Origin of the sequence: Luteibacter sp. 9135, assembly GCF_000745005.1 — a bacterium.
In the GTDB taxonomy this organism is placed as follows: Bacteria; Pseudomonadota; Gammaproteobacteria; order Xanthomonadales; family Rhodanobacteraceae; genus Luteibacter.
The window spans coordinates 992,943-1,007,991 of the sequence record NZ_JQNB01000001.1; the positions used below are offsets into that span (position 1 = coordinate 992,943).

The 15,049-nt window shown below is 66.3% G+C and carries 19 protein-coding genes; 4 read left to right on the forward strand and 15 right to left on the reverse strand.

Annotated features, from left to right (window positions below; all coding sequences use genetic code 11):
* Positions 1 to 19: 19 nt before the first annotated feature.
* The 9 genes from FA89_RS04390 to FA89_RS04430 all read right to left on the reverse strand — a co-directional run bounded on the left by FA89_RS04390 (position 20) and on the right by FA89_RS04430 (position 5,843).
* On the reverse strand, positions 20 to 1,183 hold the full coding sequence (locus FA89_RS04390; RefSeq protein WP_036138562.1) for an AI-2E family transporter: 1,164 nt from the start codon (positions 1,181 to 1,183) through the stop codon (positions 20 to 22).
* Entirely contained in the window at positions 1,180 to 1,509 is a 330-nt protein-coding gene (locus FA89_RS04395; RefSeq protein ID WP_036138564.1) for a hypothetical protein, read from the reverse strand. The genes FA89_RS04390 and FA89_RS04395 overlap by 4 nt, the downstream gene beginning before the upstream one ends.
* Positions 1,510 to 1,512: 3 nt before the next feature.
* On the reverse strand, positions 1,513 to 1,995 hold the full coding sequence (locus FA89_RS04400) for a hypothetical protein (RefSeq protein ID WP_036138567.1): 483 nt from the start codon (positions 1,993 to 1,995) through the stop codon (positions 1,513 to 1,515).
* 25 nt (positions 1,996 to 2,020) lie between these two features.
* Positions 2,021 to 2,410: a DUF883 family protein gene (locus FA89_RS04405; protein WP_185754223.1), complete on the reverse strand. Its 390-nt coding sequence runs from the start codon at positions 2,408 to 2,410 to the stop codon at positions 2,021 to 2,023.
* Positions 2,411 to 2,513: 103 nt separating this feature from the next.
* Complete coding sequence (locus FA89_RS04410) at positions 2,514 to 2,672, reverse strand: DUF1328 domain-containing protein (RefSeq protein ID WP_036143663.1); 159 nt, start codon at positions 2,670 to 2,672, stop codon at positions 2,514 to 2,516.
* A 126-nt stretch (positions 2,673 to 2,798) separates the two neighbouring features.
* Entirely contained in the window at positions 2,799 to 3,422 is a 624-nt protein-coding gene (locus tag FA89_RS04415) for a YbhB/YbcL family Raf kinase inhibitor-like protein (RefSeq protein WP_036138569.1), read from the reverse strand.
* 69 nt (positions 3,423 to 3,491) lie between these two features.
* A complete protein-coding gene (locus FA89_RS04420; RefSeq protein ID WP_036138571.1) occupies positions 3,492 to 4,493 on the reverse strand; it encodes a YheT family hydrolase in 1,002 nt (333 codons plus the stop codon).
* Positions 4,490 to 5,290, reverse strand: coding sequence for a lysophospholipid acyltransferase family protein (locus FA89_RS04425; RefSeq protein WP_036138574.1), 801 nt, complete (start codon positions 5,288 to 5,290; stop codon positions 4,490 to 4,492). The genes FA89_RS04420 and FA89_RS04425 overlap by 4 nt, the downstream gene beginning before the upstream one ends.
* An 82-nt stretch (positions 5,291 to 5,372) precedes the next feature.
* Positions 5,373 to 5,843 carry an Lrp/AsnC family transcriptional regulator gene (locus tag FA89_RS04430; RefSeq protein WP_036138578.1) on the reverse strand — a complete coding sequence of 157 codons (471 nt, stop codon included), beginning with the start codon at positions 5,841 to 5,843 and terminating at the stop codon, positions 5,373 to 5,375.
* A 147-nt stretch (positions 5,844 to 5,990) separates the two neighbouring features.
* On the opposite strand from FA89_RS04430, the gene phhA reads away from it, so the two are divergent.
* A complete protein-coding gene (phhA, locus tag FA89_RS04435) occupies positions 5,991 to 6,878 on the forward strand; it encodes a phenylalanine 4-monooxygenase (RefSeq protein ID WP_036138580.1) in 888 nt (295 codons plus the stop codon).
* 70 nt (positions 6,879 to 6,948) lie between these two features.
* Positions 6,949 to 7,194: a hypothetical protein gene (locus FA89_RS04440; RefSeq protein ID WP_036138582.1), complete on the forward strand. Its 246-nt coding sequence runs from the start codon at positions 6,949 to 6,951 to the stop codon at positions 7,192 to 7,194.
* Between the two features lie 572 nt (positions 7,195 to 7,766).
* On the opposite strand, the gene FA89_RS04445 is transcribed toward FA89_RS04440, so the two are convergent.
* From FA89_RS04445 to FA89_RS04470, 6 genes are all read right to left on the reverse strand, one after another.
* Positions 7,767 to 8,474, reverse strand: coding sequence for an SGNH/GDSL hydrolase family protein (locus FA89_RS04445; protein WP_051938525.1), 708 nt, complete (start codon positions 8,472 to 8,474; stop codon positions 7,767 to 7,769).
* 18 nt (positions 8,475 to 8,492) lie between these two features.
* A complete protein-coding gene (locus FA89_RS04450) occupies positions 8,493 to 9,194 on the reverse strand; it encodes an RES family NAD+ phosphorylase (protein ID WP_036138585.1) in 702 nt (233 codons plus the stop codon).
* Positions 9,191 to 9,592, reverse strand: a complete 402-nt coding sequence (locus FA89_RS04455; protein ID WP_036138588.1) for an MbcA/ParS/Xre antitoxin family protein — start codon at positions 9,590 to 9,592, stop codon at positions 9,191 to 9,193. Before FA89_RS04455 ends, FA89_RS04450 begins: the two co-directional genes overlap by 4 nt.
* A gap of 94 nt (positions 9,593 to 9,686) precedes the next feature.
* Positions 9,687 to 11,456: a DUF885 family protein gene (locus tag FA89_RS04460; protein WP_081916347.1), complete on the reverse strand. Its 1,770-nt coding sequence runs from the start codon at positions 11,454 to 11,456 to the stop codon at positions 9,687 to 9,689.
* Between the two features lie 35 nt (positions 11,457 to 11,491).
* Positions 11,492 to 12,196, reverse strand: a complete 705-nt coding sequence (locus FA89_RS04465; RefSeq protein WP_036138590.1) for a helix-turn-helix transcriptional regulator — start codon at positions 12,194 to 12,196, stop codon at positions 11,492 to 11,494.
* 21 nt (positions 12,197 to 12,217) lie between these two features.
* Positions 12,218 to 12,856, reverse strand: coding sequence for a glutathione S-transferase family protein (locus FA89_RS04470; protein WP_036138593.1), 639 nt, complete (start codon positions 12,854 to 12,856; stop codon positions 12,218 to 12,220).
* A gap of 137 nt (positions 12,857 to 12,993) precedes the next feature.
* Here FA89_RS04470 and FA89_RS04475 point away from each other — a divergent pair, with 137 nt between their 5' ends.
* Positions 12,994 to 14,019 (forward strand): class 1 fructose-bisphosphatase, encoded by a 1,026-nt coding sequence (locus tag FA89_RS04475; protein ID WP_036138595.1) that lies wholly within the window; start codon positions 12,994 to 12,996, stop codon positions 14,017 to 14,019.
* Positions 14,020 to 14,120: 101 nt separating this feature from the next.
* Positions 14,121 to 15,044 carry a patatin-like phospholipase family protein gene (locus FA89_RS04480; RefSeq protein WP_036138598.1) on the forward strand — a complete coding sequence of 308 codons (924 nt, stop codon included), beginning with the start codon at positions 14,121 to 14,123 and terminating at the stop codon, positions 15,042 to 15,044.
* Positions 15,045 to 15,049: the final 5 nt, after the last annotated feature.

Below are 15,049 nucleotides of genomic sequence, written 5' to 3' on the forward strand. Positions count from 1 at the left end.
CGCCGCGTGTCGTCTGGCGTCAGCGCGAGATGATGTGCGCGAACCACTCCCACCCGCGCAGACGGGCGGTGATCAGCTTGACACAGGTCAGCATCGGCACGGCAAGCAAGGCGCCGGGAATGCCCCACAGCCAGCCCCAGATCAACAGCCACAGCAGGATCGCCACGGGGCTGAGCCGGGAACGGCGCCCCTGCAGCATCGGCGTGAGCATGTTGCCCTCGATGGCGGTGATGCCGGCGAACGTGGCGGCCGGCAACAGGGCCGGGCCCAGTTCCTGGAAGTGCAGGACGCCCACGATGGCCAGCACGGTCGTGGTGGTGATCGCGCCGACGTACGGGATGAAGTTCGCCACGGTGGCTACCGTGCCCCAGAGCAGGGGATCGGGCACGCCGTAAAGGTAGAGCATGCCGGCGGTGACCAGCCCCAGTGTCACGTTGATCGCCGCGGTGAGCAGCAGGTAGCTGGATACTTCCACCTGGATGCTGCGCACGATGCTCACCGTGTGTCGCTTGTACGCAAAAGTGGGCGATATCTCGACGGCACGCCGCAGGATCTCGTCGCCGTATACGAGGAAGAAAAACACCAGCAGCGCCACTGTCAGCACGCTGGCCAGCACTTTCGGCGCACCGGCCACGATGTCCCAGGCGGTGAAAGCGAATCCGGCGGCGGCTTGGGGCGCGTTGCGCGCGGTCGTGCCCCCGACCAGGTTCTGCGTGGCCCGGCTGGCCGCTTCGATCTGCTGCGTCATCGGCTTGATCTTGGGCGCGAACGCGCGCATCGCCGTCGGTGCCTCGTGAAACCAGTTCAGCGCGGGCGTGGACAACGTGGCGATGGCCGAGACCAGCCCGATGCCAAGCATCAGCATGACGGTCACCGACGCCAGCCAGCGCGGGATGCGCACGCGTGCCGCGGCAACGACGATGGGGTTCAGGGCCAGGCCGAGGAAGCCTGCCAGCACCAGTGGCACCAGCAACGACTTGCCCAATACCACCGTATAGACCAGCGCCAGCAGGATCATGCCGGTCAGGGAAACACGGATCGCCTTCAGGTGGCGCGAGATGCGACGGGTGCTACGGCTGCTGCCGGGTTTGCGGCGGGGCCGGGTGGACAGCGTCGCCACTGCCGCTCCCGGCGCCATCGTCGACGACAACGGCGTGGGCAACGCCCCGGGCAGGTCGCTCATGACGCGTCGTCGGCTACGTCCGCCACGTCATCCGCGGCGTTTCCGGCCAGATCGCCCAGCAGGCTGCCCGTGGCCATGGAGATCACCTTGCCGATGATGTCGGCGGTACCGCCGGCCACCAGCCCGCTGACACCGGGTACGGCGAGGGGATTGAGCTTGATGTTGCTGAGCAGGAAACCGGCACCGGTCGCTATGCCCACCACAGTGAGGGGATGCTCGTAACCGCGCGCGATGATCGCCGCGGCTGGTTCCACCACCTCGACGCGCGCCGCCGTGACGCGCGCCTTGGCGGCGGTCACCTTGGCCATGCTGCTGAAAATGCCCATCGTCTACACCCCTGCCTTGGCTTCGCCTTCCGCCTTGCCCTGACGTACAGCTTCCCTGGCCAGGCTGGCCAGTTCGTTACGCGTACCGGGAAGGCTGATCCAGTGCATGCAGCGCTTGAACACAAGAATGGCGGCAACCAGCAATACCAGCTGCAGGCCGGCCAGCGCAGTGAGCGCCCACGCCCACGAGCCGAACCACTGCGCGAGGCCCCAGCCGGCGAGCGCCAGTAGGGTCAAGCCCAGCGCCACCGCGAAGACGATCGCGGCCAGGCCCATGAACAGCATCATGACCATGCCGGCACGTGCCAGCCCCAGTTCGGCGCCTGCCAATGCAAACTGCGCCGCGAACAGGTTCTTCAGGCCACTACCGAGTCGACGCAGGTCGTCGATCCAGGCGGGCATCGTCAGCGACGGACGTGCCGCACCCGCGCTATCCGCGGCCGGTTCGTTCACGTCGCTACGCCCCGAGGGATTGTCTTCCTGCATGTGTCATTGCCCCCGGGACAAAGGATCAGTTGCGAAGGATGCGACCGGCCAACCAGCCAGCGGCCAGCGCCATGGCGATGGACTGTACCGGCTTCTCGCGCACGTAGTCGCGGGCGGTATCGAGCCAGTCGTTCGCGGTGTCCACGGCCTCGCCATAGACTTCCTTGCCGCGCACCTTCACTTCCTCGGCCTTCTCGGCAGCACGCGTTGCGCCCTCGGCCGCCTTGTCGGTGGCGCTGTGCAGGGTGTTTTCCACCTTGTCGGCGGCGCGATCCACCACGTCCTTGGTGCGGTCCACGGCGTCGGAGGTAGCCTGCTTCACACGCTCGGCGCGCGCATCGATACGCTCGGCAGCCGACACGTTGTTCGCGGCGGCGTTCACTGCATTGGCAGCCTGGTCGAGGGGATTGTTCATGACGTGCACTCCGAAAGGACGGGATGGGACAAATTAGAGCGGAAGGGGTGACGCTGGAGTCATCGCAAGCGCCGACGACCGAAGCCGCCGGCGCGCATCGACGTTACCGGCCTCGACCGCGGAAGAACGAGATAATGGCCAGGATCAGGAAAACGATGAACAGGATCTTGGCGATGCCTGCCGCTGTGCCCGCGATGCCGCCGAAACCGAAGACAGCCGCGATGATGGCGATGACGAGGAAAACGAGAGCGTAGTGCAGCATGGGGAAAATCTCCGGCAGAATGGGACGCGACGCCATTTAGTCCCGGACCCTGCGCAGACCGCGTGAAACCGCGCCGGCCTGCTCAAAGGCCGTTCAGGCTGGCGCGGCGTCCCGTGGCTGTCCGCCTCAGCCGCGAACCCGCGGATTGAGCGAATACGTACCGGTGATGACCGCCTCGTCCACCACGTGGCCCTTCATCACATCGCGCAGTTCGGCCAGGTTGAAACCAGTTTCCAGCGGCAGCGTGTCCACGTCCAGAGCGTACACATGGAAGTGGTAGTGGTGGGGGATGCTGTCGTTCCAGGGCGGGCACGGGCCGTCGTAGCCGTGGTAATGCCCTTCCATATCACGATCGCCCTTGAACCAGCCGGTGTAATCGTTGATGCCCTGGACCGACCCGGGCGGGCCCACCGGCTCTTTTTTGCCACGCGGCACGATGCCCTCGCCGCAGGCGCCTTCGCCCAGTTCACGGCACTCCACGGGGATATTGGCCATCAGCCAGTGGACGAACTCCACGCGCGGCAGGTCGCGGCGCACTTCACGGCCTTCGACGTTGACGTCGTCGGGTTTGGAGGGCACGTCGGTGTCGATCACGGCGATGACGAAGGATCGGGCCGTGGTCGGCACTTCCGTCCACGCCAGGTGCGGCGTCACGTTACCCGCCGGCTTCACCGGCTCGCCGAGGTCCATGAACGCGTAGGTGGCCGGTATCGGCTTGCCGTGCTCGATGCTGTCGCTCTTCAGTCGCATGGGCTACTCCTGTTGTATCGCAGCACTTCATCACGGGGCGTGTGTAGTCCTTGCAGTGAAACCAGGGACTCAGCCGGCGATGGCGTTGAAGCGGGCCGCGATGTAGTCGTCGGTAAAACTGGTCATGCTGAAATCGCGGATGAAACCGCAATGGCCGCCGTGGTTGGCGATATCCAGCTCGATGTTGGGCGGCAGGCGGAGCTGGTGGAACGCGGCGATGGGAATGACCGGGTCGTCGCGCGAGGTGAGGATGGTGGCCGGGATGTGAAGGTCCATCAGGCGATCGCCGGCGACCGAGTAGCCGTCCAGGTAGGCCTCGAGCGAATCGAAATCGGTGTGCCGGAGCACAAGCGAACTGGTGAGATCGCGCATGTTCTGCTTCAGCTCGTTCAGCTCGAAATACGTCTGCTGCGGGAAGGCCTGCTGCTTGAGGCGCAGCGAGCGGCGCCACTTGTGCATGAAATAGGCGTTGTAGAACCAAGGCGCTTCGCTTTCCAGCGAAAACAGGCCCTCGCTGGGATCGATGATCGGGCACACGGCCAGTGCGTAGTCGAACGACACGCCCTGGGTGGGCGCGAGGATGCCTGCGCGCAACGCGAAATTGCCACCGAGCGAGAACCCGGCCACGCCGACCACGCGCGAGGGAAACATGCGGGTGATCTGCCCGAGCGCCGTCACCACCTCGTCGATGCGACAGGAATGGAACAGCGCCTCGTTCAGGCCGTGGCTGTCGCCGTGGTCGCGAAAGTTGAGGCGGAACACATCCCAGCCTTCCTCGAGCAACCGGCTACCGGTCTGCAGCACGTAGGTGGAATCGACGCTGCCCTCCCAGCCATGGAAGAGGATGGCCAGCCCGCGGGATGCCCCGCCGGTGGTCTGTGCCGTATAGCGACCGCTGAGTCGATCGCCCTGGCCTACGTCCACCAGCACTTCGACCGACCCTTCCTGCACCTTGTGCGCGCGACGGGGCAACAGGCGCCGACGGATGCCGCTGGAGGAAAGCATGGTCTGCACATGACCGCTGCGTAGCGGCCATGGCGGATTCAGGTCGATGCCCTTGGGCAGGCTCATGCCGGGGTATCGGTATCCAGGGCCAGGGCGATGCGCTCGCGCGAGGCATCCGCCATGCGGCGGCGCCCGTCGTCCGACACCGGCACGGGCTGGAGGAAATGCACTTCGACGTCGAGCGGACGCTCCCCCAGCAGGCGCAGGAAATTGCCCATGAAGCTCTCGTCTTCGCGGAAGCCCGCATCCACGATACGGCGACCGTGGCGCGCGAAGCGCAGGGCCACGGGCTGTACCGGTACCTCGGCGTCCAGCGCCGCCTGGAAGATGCGGGCATGGAACACCCGCAGCACGCCGTTGTGGCCCGTGCCGCCTTCCGGGAACACGGCCACGGCCCGCCCTTCGCGCAGGCGCTCGACCATGACCGCCATGACCGACGCCAGGGAGTGGTTGCTGCCGCGGCGATGGAAGATGGTGCCGCCGCGGGCGGCCATCCACCCCACCAGCGGCCAGCCGGCGATCTCGGCCTTGGCGACGAAGCAGGCGGCACGCTGCGAATGCAGCAGCACGATGTCCAGCCACGAGGTGTGGTTGGCCACGAACAACACCGGGTCGGGCAAGGGCGTACCGATGCGCACGCTGCGAAAGCCGAAGATCCGCAGCAGCAGGGTGGACCACAGGCGGATGGCGCGGTGGCCGAAAGGCTCCTTGCCGTCCTTCATGACGCCACCGGCCCAGCTCAGGATGGCCGTGCAGATGAAGATGCCGAACAGGACGTGGAGCAATAGCAGCGGCACACGCCACACATAGCGCAGCGGGCGCAAGGGATCGCGCGGGGTCGGGTTGGCGTCGGTGGATTCCATCAAGCACACAAGATTAACGACCGGCGGACCCTGCCGCTAGGGGAATTTCTCAATCCCGTGTGCCGCGCGGGCTTGGGCCGGGTCAAGCACGGGCGTTCCCGAGCGGCAGGGCAGTCGAAGCCTTGACCGTCCTCAACACGAAGCTGGTGTTCACGTCGGCCACGCCGGCCGCGTTGAGCAACCGGTCGAGAAGAAATTGCGAGAAGCCGTCCAGATCGGCGACGTAGACCTGCAGCAGGTAGTCCATGTCCCCGGTAAGCGCATAGCAGGAAACGACTTCTTCCCAGGTGGCGACCGACTCGGTAAAGGCGTCGATGGCGGCTGACTCGTGCCGCGACAGCTGCACCCGGACGAAGGCCTGCAGGCCCAGCCCGATCGCGCGGGGCTCCAGCCGCGCGCCGTAGCCACCGATCACCCCGTCCGCCTCCAGCTTCTGCACACGGCGCAGGCAGGCCGAGGGCGACAGGTTGACCTCGGTGGCCAGCTCCGCGTTGGTGATCCGGCCATGGGCCTGGAGCGCGCCGAGGATGCGCAGATCGGTTCGGTCGAACATTGCCTGCACGTTTGTAGCCTTATGCCGTGTGTTTGCGCACGTATATTGCGCTCTTGAGCGTGTATGGCGCAATGAGACAACCCTATTGCGCGTATCGGGCGCTAATCTGTTGTTATCACCTCGATATAACCCGTCAGGAGTTGCCCCATGAAAAATCCACGCCGCGTCGAGCACCAGCAGACAGGCCGCGGTTACGTTCCGGTGTACGCCACCGGCACCGTGGAGCAACCGTGGGCCAGCTACTCGAAGACGGATCACGACGTGTGGGACACCCTGTACAGCCGGCAGCGGGCCCTGTTGCCGGCCTATGCTTGCCAGGAATTCCTCGATGGCGTGGAACGCTTCGGCCTGGGCGACGGCGGCATTCCGCGCTTCGACGACCTGAACCGCGTGCTGGGTGCGGCCACGGGTTGGGAAGTGGTCGCCGTGGAAGGCCTGCTGCCGGACGAGGTGTTCTTCGACCACCTGGCCCACCGCCGTTTTCCTGTGAGCTGGTGGATTCGTCGTCCGGACCAGCTGGATTACCTGTCCGAGCCCGACCTCTTCCACGACCTGTTCGGGCACGTGCCCCTGCTGCTCAACCCCGTGTTCGCCGACTACATGCAGGCCTACGGCAAGGGCGGCATGAAGGCCCATGCTATCGGGCCGGAAGCCTTGATGAACCTCACGCGCCTCTACTGGTACACGGTGGAATTCGGCCTGATCCGCACGGACGCCGGCCTGCGCATCTACGGGGCGGGCATCGTCAGTTCCAAGAGCGAGTCGATCTATTCCATCGACTCTACCGCCCCCAACCGCATCGGCTTCGACCTGGCCCGGGTGATGAACACCCGCTACCGGATCGATTCGCACCAGCAGACCTACTTCGTGATCGACGATTTCGCCCAGTTGTTCGACGCCACGGCGGCCGATTTCACCCCGGTCTACGCGCAGCTGGCCCGGGGCCAGGCCGTGGCGGCCGCCGAGGTGCTGCCGACGGACACCGTGTTCCATCGCGGCAGCCGCGAAGGCTTCGTTTCCGGAGGAGATAACTGAGCCTCAACGGCGGCCTAACGAACGTCCGCTTACGATGGGCCCACGTTCAGTCAACAGGGTGGGTTCAGTCGTGGTCGTCTTCGATATTCCGTTCGAGTCCGTGGGTCCGGGCCTCTGGGTGCTCCAGAAGAATGCGAATGAATATGCCGAGTTCTGCTCGCGCGACGATGCGCTCGAATGCGCACTGGCCGAGGCGCGCCGTATCGAGGCCGCCAACGCGCTGTCTGACATCGTATTGAACATCGAGGGCAACGACGGGGTATGGCGGGCATTCGATACGTCCATCCGGCCCTACAGCCGTATGCAGGCCGCCTGACACCGCGCCGCACCCATCCACGCCTCGTGGGTGGGTGTGTAGGAGCCCACGATGTGGGCGATGCCGAACACCGAAACATTTAAAGAAGGCCAGCCGCAAAGCTGGCCTTTTTTCTTTGCCCGCATCCCACCACGGCGTGGATGGCAACGGGGTAGGAGCCCACGATGTGGGCGAAGCTCCAGGACAGCGGGTACAAATGAGGCCGTGCATCGAAAGCGGAGCATGCTTCGATGGGTTCACGGAAACGCCGGTAGAGCTGGGTGGGTGGCTTCTTTCGCGATATGGGGCGCTGAGGGTTCGCGGACATCGTCCGCTCCTACATTCGCGACCTTTGGCGGTGAGGGTTCGCGGACATCGTCCGCTCCTACATAGGCCTGGGGCACGGTAGTAGGGGGTCGCAAAAAATAAAACCCCGGCAGCCAGGGGAGGAGCTGCCGGGGTCGCGTCGGGTCCAGGCTATCAGGGGAAATAGCGGGACCCGGGACAGAAGGCTATCTAAACGGCCTTCTGCCAACGGGTCGCCTCTCGGCGATCGAATACTTAGATAAGGCCGTTGCCGTGAAGTTCCCGTATCACGGGGGGGTCGTGTTTGGGCTCTGTTTAACTTCGGCGGCCGTGGCGTGGTCGGCCAGCCACGGGCGGACCTGGGCGACCCACAGCGCATAGCCTTTCGGATTCATGTGCAGGCCGTCGCCGATGAACAGATCGGGCTTGGGCTGGCCCTGCGCGTCGACCATGGCGGGCGCCACATCGAGGAACGCGACATTCTTCTGTGCCATGGCCCAGGCGCTGATCAGCTTATTGGCCGCATTGATGGAGGGCAGCAGGGCCACGCGTGCCAGGGAGGGCTTGATCGAGATGAAGGCGATGGGCACATCGGGCTGGCCCTGGCGGACCTTGGTCACGAACGCGGCGAAATCGTCGCGCACCTGTTCGGGGGTGTCGCCGTTCTGCAGGTCGTTGTCGCCGGCGTAGACCACGATGGCGGCCGGCTTGTAGGGCGCCACGATGCGATCGGCGAACGCCGTGGCGTCGTCCATGTCCGAGCCGCCGAAGCCGCGGTTGATCACACGGTAATTCGGAAAGTCGCTGGCCAGGCTCTTCCAGAAGCGGATGGACGAGCTGCCGATGAACAGCACCGCGTGCGCGGGCGGCGGGTTGGCCCGGTCGTTGGCCTCGAAGGCCTGGATGTCGCTTTCCCACTGGCTGTGGTCGGGGGCCTTGGCGTGGGCGCCGAAGGACAGGACGAGTAAGGTGAGGAGGATCGTCAGGCGTTTCATCCGAAGAAACGTAACCGCTCAGGCGCCCGGGGGCAAACCCGGACGATCCACCGCGGTGACCTTGAGCACGGCCTCCACGTGCTGGCCGTTCCAGCGATAGATGAAGTGCTCGGCCTGCAGGCAGGGCGCCACCAGGTCCGGATAGAACACCGCCACGCACTCGCCGCCGGGATGCCGCGCGCTGTCGTAGACGATGCCGTTGGAACCCTCCTCGCGCAGGCGGCGGGCGAGCGCGACACTGGCCGCGTAGGAATCCGGAGCGTGCTCCGCGGGCCAGCCGCCGCGGATATCGTGCAGGCGGCCGGCGATGGACGTGGCGTAGCAGCGCACCTGGACATCCGTCGGTGGCTCGCGCGTGGCCGCCAGGAAGGCTTCCCGGTGGTAGACGGTTTCCTCGATGGCGGTGGCCACGGTGTGCGCCGCGTAGAACACGCCCCAGTGGCCGTCCGAGAACCGGCTGCCCTCCGGCGGGATATGGGCGAAGGCGGCCATGATCGGCGTAGTGCCGTGCCCCGACACCCGGCGACCGGGCGGCAGCAGGCTCAGTGCGCCTATTTCCTCGCGCAGGCGGGGGTTGGTCAGCGACTCGATCGCCATCACCGCGTCGATATCCTTCGGATCGGCGATGCGGTCGAACAGGCCCACCGGGGGAAACCGGCTGGGAACGATGCGGTAGGCGTGAGCCCAGCGTATCCGCCGCGACGGCGGCAGCGGGGTCATCCGTTCCAGCCGCGCTGGGCGTCCAGGTACTGGCGGACGACATAAAGGTCGGCGACGTTGCCCGAGAGCATGCGATCCAGCGCCGAGCGGCCACCGAACAACGGGGCCGCGTTGGGTTTGCGGACCCAGGCATCCGCCTGGCCGGGTTCGGGGAACAGGATCTGCAGGTCTTTCCAGATGCCCAGCAGGTAGCTGATGCGCTCGATTACGTCGCGCCCAGGCGCGCCGTCCTGCAGCTTCTTCCACTTGAAGTAGGTGGACTCCGGCGGATCGCCCAGCAGGGTGCGCTGCTCGGCGCCGCGGAGTTTCCAGCGCTCGGCCAAGGCGAAAAAAGCCCGCAGTGCCGGGCCGCCGAGGTCGGCGACGGGTGTCGGACGGGCATGAATCGCAGGCTGCATCGACGACTCCACTGGTGGATACATGATTTATGTTACTTCATGTGTGGATATCGTGGTAGCACGTCGACCGCTGGACCGCGCCCGGACTATCCCGTCAATGCTTGCGCTGCGCGGCGATCCATTCGTCGACATGCTGCTCCAGTACCGGCAGGGGTACCGAGCCCAGCGACAACACCGTGTCGTGGAACGCCCGCAGGTCGAAGCTTTCACCCAGCGCCTTCTCCGCCTTGTCGCGCAGGGCACGGATCTTCAGGTAGCCCAGTTCGTAGGACAGCGCCTGGCCCGGCCAGCTGATGTACCGGTCCACCTCGTTGGCGATCTCGCGCTGGCTCAGCGCGGTGTTGCTGCTGAGGTAATCGATCGCCTGCTGCCGGCTCCAGCCAAGGTGGTGGATGCCCGTATCCACCACCAGGCGACAGGCGCGCCACATCTGGTAGGTGAGGAAGCCGAAGTGCTCGTAGGGCGTGTGGTAAATGCCCATCTCCTCGCCGAGGTATTCCGAATACAGCGCCCAGCCCTCGCCGTACGCCGAGATATAGCCGTCGCGCCGGAAGTCGGGCAGCCCCTGCTGCTCGGCCGACAGCGCCAGCTGCAACGCGTGGCCCGGCATCGACTCGTGCAGGGTCAGCGCCGGCATGTTGAACAGCGGACGCGACGGCAGGTCGTAGGTATTGACCAGGTACGTATCCGGGCCACCGCGGCCGGACGTGTAATACGGCGCGATGTCCGCCGGCACCGGCTCGATGGCGAAACGCTGCCGGGGCAACAGGCCGAAGTACTTGCCCAGCTTCGCGTCCACCTGCTTGGCGACCCACGCCGTGCGCATCAACAGCTCGTCGGGCGTCTTGGCGTAGAACTGCGGATCGCTGCGCAGGAAGGCCAGGAACGCCGGGAAGTCGCCCTTGAATCCGGTCTGCTGCATCGTCTGCACCATCTCCTTGTGCAGCCGATCCACCTCGCGCAGGCCGATGGCATGGATGGCATCCGGGGTGAGGTCCAGCGTGGTGTACTCGATGATCTGCTGCCGGTAGTAGGCCTTGCCGTCGGGCAGCGACTCCGCCGCCAGAGTGGGCCGCGCACCGGGCACGTACTCGGTCCGGAAGAAGGTGAGCAAGCGGCCATAGGCCGGGATCACGTCGCCGGCGATGACCTGGCGGGCTTCCGCGCGCAGCGCCTCGGCGTCGGCCGCCGGAAGCGTCTTCGGCAACGCGGTGAACGGCCGGTAGAGCGCGCTGTCCTCCGGCTTCTTCAGGTCGGCGACGGCGGCGATCGATACGTCGCGCCCGTCGAGCACGGCCCGCGGCACCGTAAAACCACGCGCCAGGCCCAGGCGCATGTTGGCGATCTCCTGGTCCATGTAAGCGGGGATCTGGCGCAGGCGGTCGATGTATTTGCGGTAGTCGTCGCGCGTGCGCAGGTCGTCGCCATGCATCACGTACCCGATGTCCGACCAGAACGCCGAGTCGCTGTTGAACGGCATCTGCCACTGCTGGAAACGCTGCGCGGCGGCCAGGTTGGCGATCTGCGCCTGGTAGACCTCGTAGTCCACGCGCACCGTGCCACTCAGCGAGGCCGGATCGATCCGCTTCAGCTGCGCCAGCACGTCGTTCCAGTAAGCGAGACGCTTCGCCTGACTGGCGGCGTCCACCGTGTCCAGCCGACCCTCGCCGGGCTGTGCTTCACCGGAGGTGAGGATCCCGGCCTGGCCGTTGCGCCAGGCCCACTCCTTCGTATAGATCGCCTTGAACGCTGCGTCGGCGGGCGTGGCCATCGGTGCGGCGGCGTGGGCGGTGCCGGCAACGAGGCCGGCGAAGGCGATGGCGCGGATCCAGGGGGACATGCGGGCTCCGAAGGGGGTGGTCAAACCCCGATCATCGCATCCCGTCGCGTGCTGCGGCGCTATTCCAGGCCGGCGTAGTGGGTGTGCATCGTGACCAGGTAGGCGGCGATATCACGGCCCGGCTGGTCGACGAACACCTCGCCCGATTCGCGGCAGCTGGCGATGCGGTCGGGACGGAAGTTGCGGAACGCATCGCGGTGGCGACACCAGGTGCCCAGGGTCCACGCGCCACCCCAGAACGACAGGCACAGCGGCAATACCTCGCGGGTGCTGCTGCGGCCTTGCGCATCGGTGTAGTCCAGGCACAGCACGCGGTGCGCCAGCACGGCCTCGTGCAGGCGGTCGAGCATGGCCGCCACCTCGTTCTGGAACGTGTCCCGCCAGATGGGCGCGAAGATACGCGACTGCGCGGCGCGCTCACGCAGGTCGGGGGGCAGCACCGCCTCGATCTTGATCAGGGCGGCCTGCGCCTCGCGCGCCAGCCGCTCGCCGGCAAACGCTCGGACGAACCGCGTGCCCGCCACCAGCGCTTCCAGCTCGCCCGCGGTGAACATCAGCGGCGGGATGTCCGCGCCCTTGCGCAAGACATAACCGACGCCGGCCTCGCCCTCGATCGGCACACCGGAAGCCTGCAGGTCGGCCACATCGCGGTAGACCGTGCGCAGCGATACCTCGAGCGTGATCGCCAGCTGCCGCGCGGGCAGCGCCGTGCGCCGCCCGCGCAGGGCGTTGATGATGAGGAACAGGCGGTCGGCACGGCGCATGGGCGCATCATCGCTTTCTCGTCAGGCGACCGCCAGCGCCTGGGCCTTGGCCAGCGCCGCGTCCTGGGCATGAGCCCGCACCACCGCCGGCCGTGCCATCACCCGATCCACGTAGGCGGTGAACACGTCACGCCGGGGTACCAGACCGAAACCCATCGTCCACGACAGCGAGCTGGCCCAGAGCAGGTCGGCCGCGGTGAAGCGTTCGCCGAACATCCACGGACCCGTCGCCAGCTGCGCCTCCAGAAGATCCATCACGCTATCGAAATCGCCATAGGCCGACTGCATGGCCGGCATCGGCTCGTGTTTTGCCCAGCGGTCCATAACGGCCGGCTCGAAGCATGAGCCGTAGAAGGCCAGCCAGCGCAGGTAGGGGCCACGCAGTGCATCGTCCAGCGAGGGCGCCAGCTTCGCCTCGGGGAAAAGATCGGCCAGGTAGATGAAGATCGCCGGCCGCTCGGTAACCAGCTCACCGCGGTGCTCGATCGCGGGCACCTTGCCCATCGGATTGACCTTCAGGTACGCCGGCTGGCGCTGCTCGCCCGCGGCCAGGCTCATGACGTGCAGGTCGTACTGCGCGCCCAGTTCTTCCAGCAGCATGAGGACACTGCCGGAGCGGCTCTGCGGGGCGTGGTGGAAGACGATGCGGTTCGGGTTCATGCGGTAGTTCTTCCTTGGTTGTGCTGCGGTGAGGGACGAGTCTGCGCCAGGGCTGCTGACAGCGTTCTGTCAGCAGCCCTCTGGCGCCGTTCACGCCACATCCGGACAATGCGGGTTTTCGCGCCCGAGCCCGTCCGATGACGAAACCGATTTCGCTGATCCAGTTCCTGATCGAAGAAAAGCGCGAGGGGCATATCAATGCCCAGCTCAGCCTGCTGATCGAAGTGGTCGCCCGCGCCTGCAAGCGCATCTCGGTGGCCACCGGCAAGGGCGCCCTGGGCGGTGTGCTGGGTAACGCCGGCTCGGACAACGTGCAGGGTGAGGCCCAGAAGAAACTGGACGTGATCTCCAACGAGATCCTGCTCGAGGCCAATGCCTGGGGCGGTCACCTCGCCGCCTGCGCCTCGGAGGAAATGGAAGATCCCCAGCCCATTCCCGATGCCTACCCCAAGGGTAATCACCTGCTGTTGTTCGACCCGCTGGACGGCTCGTCCAACATCGACGTGAACGTGTCGGTCGGCACGATCTTCTCGGTGCTGCGCTGCCCGGATGGCGTCACCGAACCGAAGACCTCCGATTTCCTCCAGCCCGGTACCGAGCAGGTGGCCGCGGGTTACGTGGTCTACGGCCCGTGCACCCTGCTGGTGCTGACCTTCGGCCATGGCGTGCACGAGTTCACGCTGGACCGTGAGCATGGCAGCTTCGTGCTGACCCGTCGCGGCATCACCATCCCCGCCGAAACGGCGGAGTTCGCCATCAACATGTCCAACCAGCGCCACTGGGAAGCACCGATGCAGCGCTACATCGGCGAGTTGCTGGCCGGTGCCGATGGCCCGCGCGGGCGTGACTTCAACATGCGCTGGGTGGCCTCGATGGTGGCCGACGTGCACCGGATCATCACCCGTGGCGGTGTCTTCATCTACCCGCTGGATGCCAAGATCACCGGCAAGGGCGGCACCGGCAAGCTGCGCCTGATGTATGAGGCTAATCCCATGGCCTTCATCGTGGAACAGGCGGGCGGTGCCGCCACCACCGGCCGCGAACGGATCATGGCGTTGCAGCCCACGGCCCTGCACCAGCGCGTGCCGGTGTTCCTGGGCTCGAAGAACGAGATCGACGTGGCCACCCGCTACCACCTGGATGCGGACCACACGCGCGACTGATCGACCCGGGCGCCGTCCGCGCCCGGGCTACGCCATCCCTTCGTCACCCGGGCGCCCTGCCCGCGCCCGATGATCCGCCTGCCCCTTTCCTGGTCGCCGACATGACGTTCCGCCGCGCTCGCACCCTGCTTCCGCTCCTGCTTGCCACCCTGCTCAGCGGCTGTTTCGGCGGGAGCAAGCCCGACCAGCGGGCCGATACGGCCGTACCCGTACTGGCCGCCAAACCACGTATCGGCCTGGCGCTCGGCGGCGGCGCGGCCAAGGGCTTTGCGCATATCGGCGTCATCAAGATGCTGGAAGCCAGCGGCATCCACGCGGACGTGGTGTCTGGCACCAGCGCCGGCAGCGTCGTCGGCGTGTTGTATGCCTCGGGCATGGATGCCTTCCAGCTGCAGGAACAGGCCTTCGCGCTGGACGAAAGCAACATCCGCGACGTCCGTTTCTTTTCCGGCGGGTTGGTGCAGGGCCAGAAGCTGCAGGATTACGTCAACGCGCTGGTGAAGAACACGCCCATCGAGAAACTGCACACGCCGTTCGCGGCCGTGGCAACGCAACTGGAAAACGGCGACCGCGCCATCTTCATCCGTGGCAACGCCGGCCAGGCGGTGCGCGCGTCCAGCAGCATCCCCGGCGTGTTCGAGCCGGTGGAGATCGGCGGCCGGCACTTCGTCGACGGTGGCGTGGTCAGCCCCGTGCCGGTGGATGCGGCACGCCAGCTGGGCGCCGATATCGTCATCGCCGTGGATATCTCCGCGCGTCCGGATGGCAGCAATCCCGGCAGCATGATGGGCGTGGTCGGGCAATCCATCACCATCATGGGACGCCGCCTGGCCGAACAGGAACTGGGTCGCGCCGATATCGTCATTCGCCCGAAGGTGGGCCAGATCGGCCCGACCGACTTCGACCAGAAGAACGTCGCCATCCTCGAGGGCGAACGCGCGGCGCTGGCCGTCATTCCCGCGATCCGGGCGAAGATCGCGCAGAAGACCGCCGCCATGGGCAAGCAGCCGGTGCCCGCACACTGATCGGC

Excerpts from the sequence above, each read along its gene's own strand:
- FA89_RS04420 (WP_036138571.1), bottom strand. The coding sequence starts at position 4,493 with ATGAGCCTGCCCAAGGGCATCGACCTGAATCCGCCATGGCCGCTACGC.
- FA89_RS04465 (WP_036138590.1), bottom strand. The coding sequence starts at position 12,196 with ATGCGCCGTGCCGACCGCCTGTTCCTCATCATCAACGCCCTGCGCGGG.
- phhA (WP_036138580.1), top strand. The coding sequence starts at position 5,991 with ATGAAAAATCCACGCCGCGTCGAGCACCAGCAGACAGGCCGCGGTTAC.
- FA89_RS04455 (WP_036138588.1), bottom strand. The coding sequence starts at position 9,592 with ATGCAGCCTGCGATTCATGCCCGTCCGACACCCGTCGCCGACCTCGGC.
- FA89_RS04450 (WP_036138585.1), bottom strand. The coding sequence starts at position 9,194 with ATGACCCCGCTGCCGCCGTCGCGGCGGATACGCTGGGCTCACGCCTAC.
- FA89_RS04445 (WP_051938525.1), bottom strand. The coding sequence starts at position 8,474 with ATGAAACGCCTGACGATCCTCCTCACCTTACTCGTCCTGTCCTTCGGC.
- FA89_RS04470 (WP_036138593.1), bottom strand. The coding sequence starts at position 12,856 with ATGAACCCGAACCGCATCGTCTTCCACCACGCCCCGCAGAGCCGCTCC.
- FA89_RS04430 (WP_036138578.1), bottom strand. The coding sequence starts at position 5,843 with ATGTTCGACCGAACCGATCTGCGCATCCTCGGCGCGCTCCAGGCCCAT.
- FA89_RS04390 (WP_036138562.1), bottom strand. The coding sequence starts at position 1,183 with ATGAGCGACCTGCCCGGGGCGTTGCCCACGCCGTTGTCGTCGACGATG.
- FA89_RS04475 (WP_036138595.1), top strand. The coding sequence starts at position 12,994 with ATGACGAAACCGATTTCGCTGATCCAGTTCCTGATCGAAGAAAAGCGC.
- FA89_RS04480 (WP_036138598.1), top strand. The coding sequence starts at position 14,121 with ATGACGTTCCGCCGCGCTCGCACCCTGCTTCCGCTCCTGCTTGCCACC.
- FA89_RS04410 (WP_036143663.1), bottom strand. The coding sequence starts at position 2,672 with ATGCTGCACTACGCTCTCGTTTTCCTCGTCATCGCCATCATCGCGGCT.
- FA89_RS04405 (WP_185754223.1), bottom strand. The coding sequence starts at position 2,410 with ATGAACAATCCCCTCGACCAGGCTGCCAATGCAGTGAACGCCGCCGCG.
- FA89_RS04395 (WP_036138564.1), bottom strand. The coding sequence starts at position 1,509 with ATGGGCATTTTCAGCAGCATGGCCAAGGTGACCGCCGCCAAGGCGCGC.
- FA89_RS04415 (WP_036138569.1), bottom strand. The coding sequence starts at position 3,422 with ATGCGACTGAAGAGCGACAGCATCGAGCACGGCAAGCCGATACCGGCC.
- FA89_RS04400 (WP_036138567.1), bottom strand. The coding sequence starts at position 1,995 with ATGCAGGAAGACAATCCCTCGGGGCGTAGCGACGTGAACGAACCGGCC.
- FA89_RS04425 (WP_036138574.1), bottom strand. The coding sequence starts at position 5,290 with ATGGAATCCACCGACGCCAACCCGACCCCGCGCGATCCCTTGCGCCCG.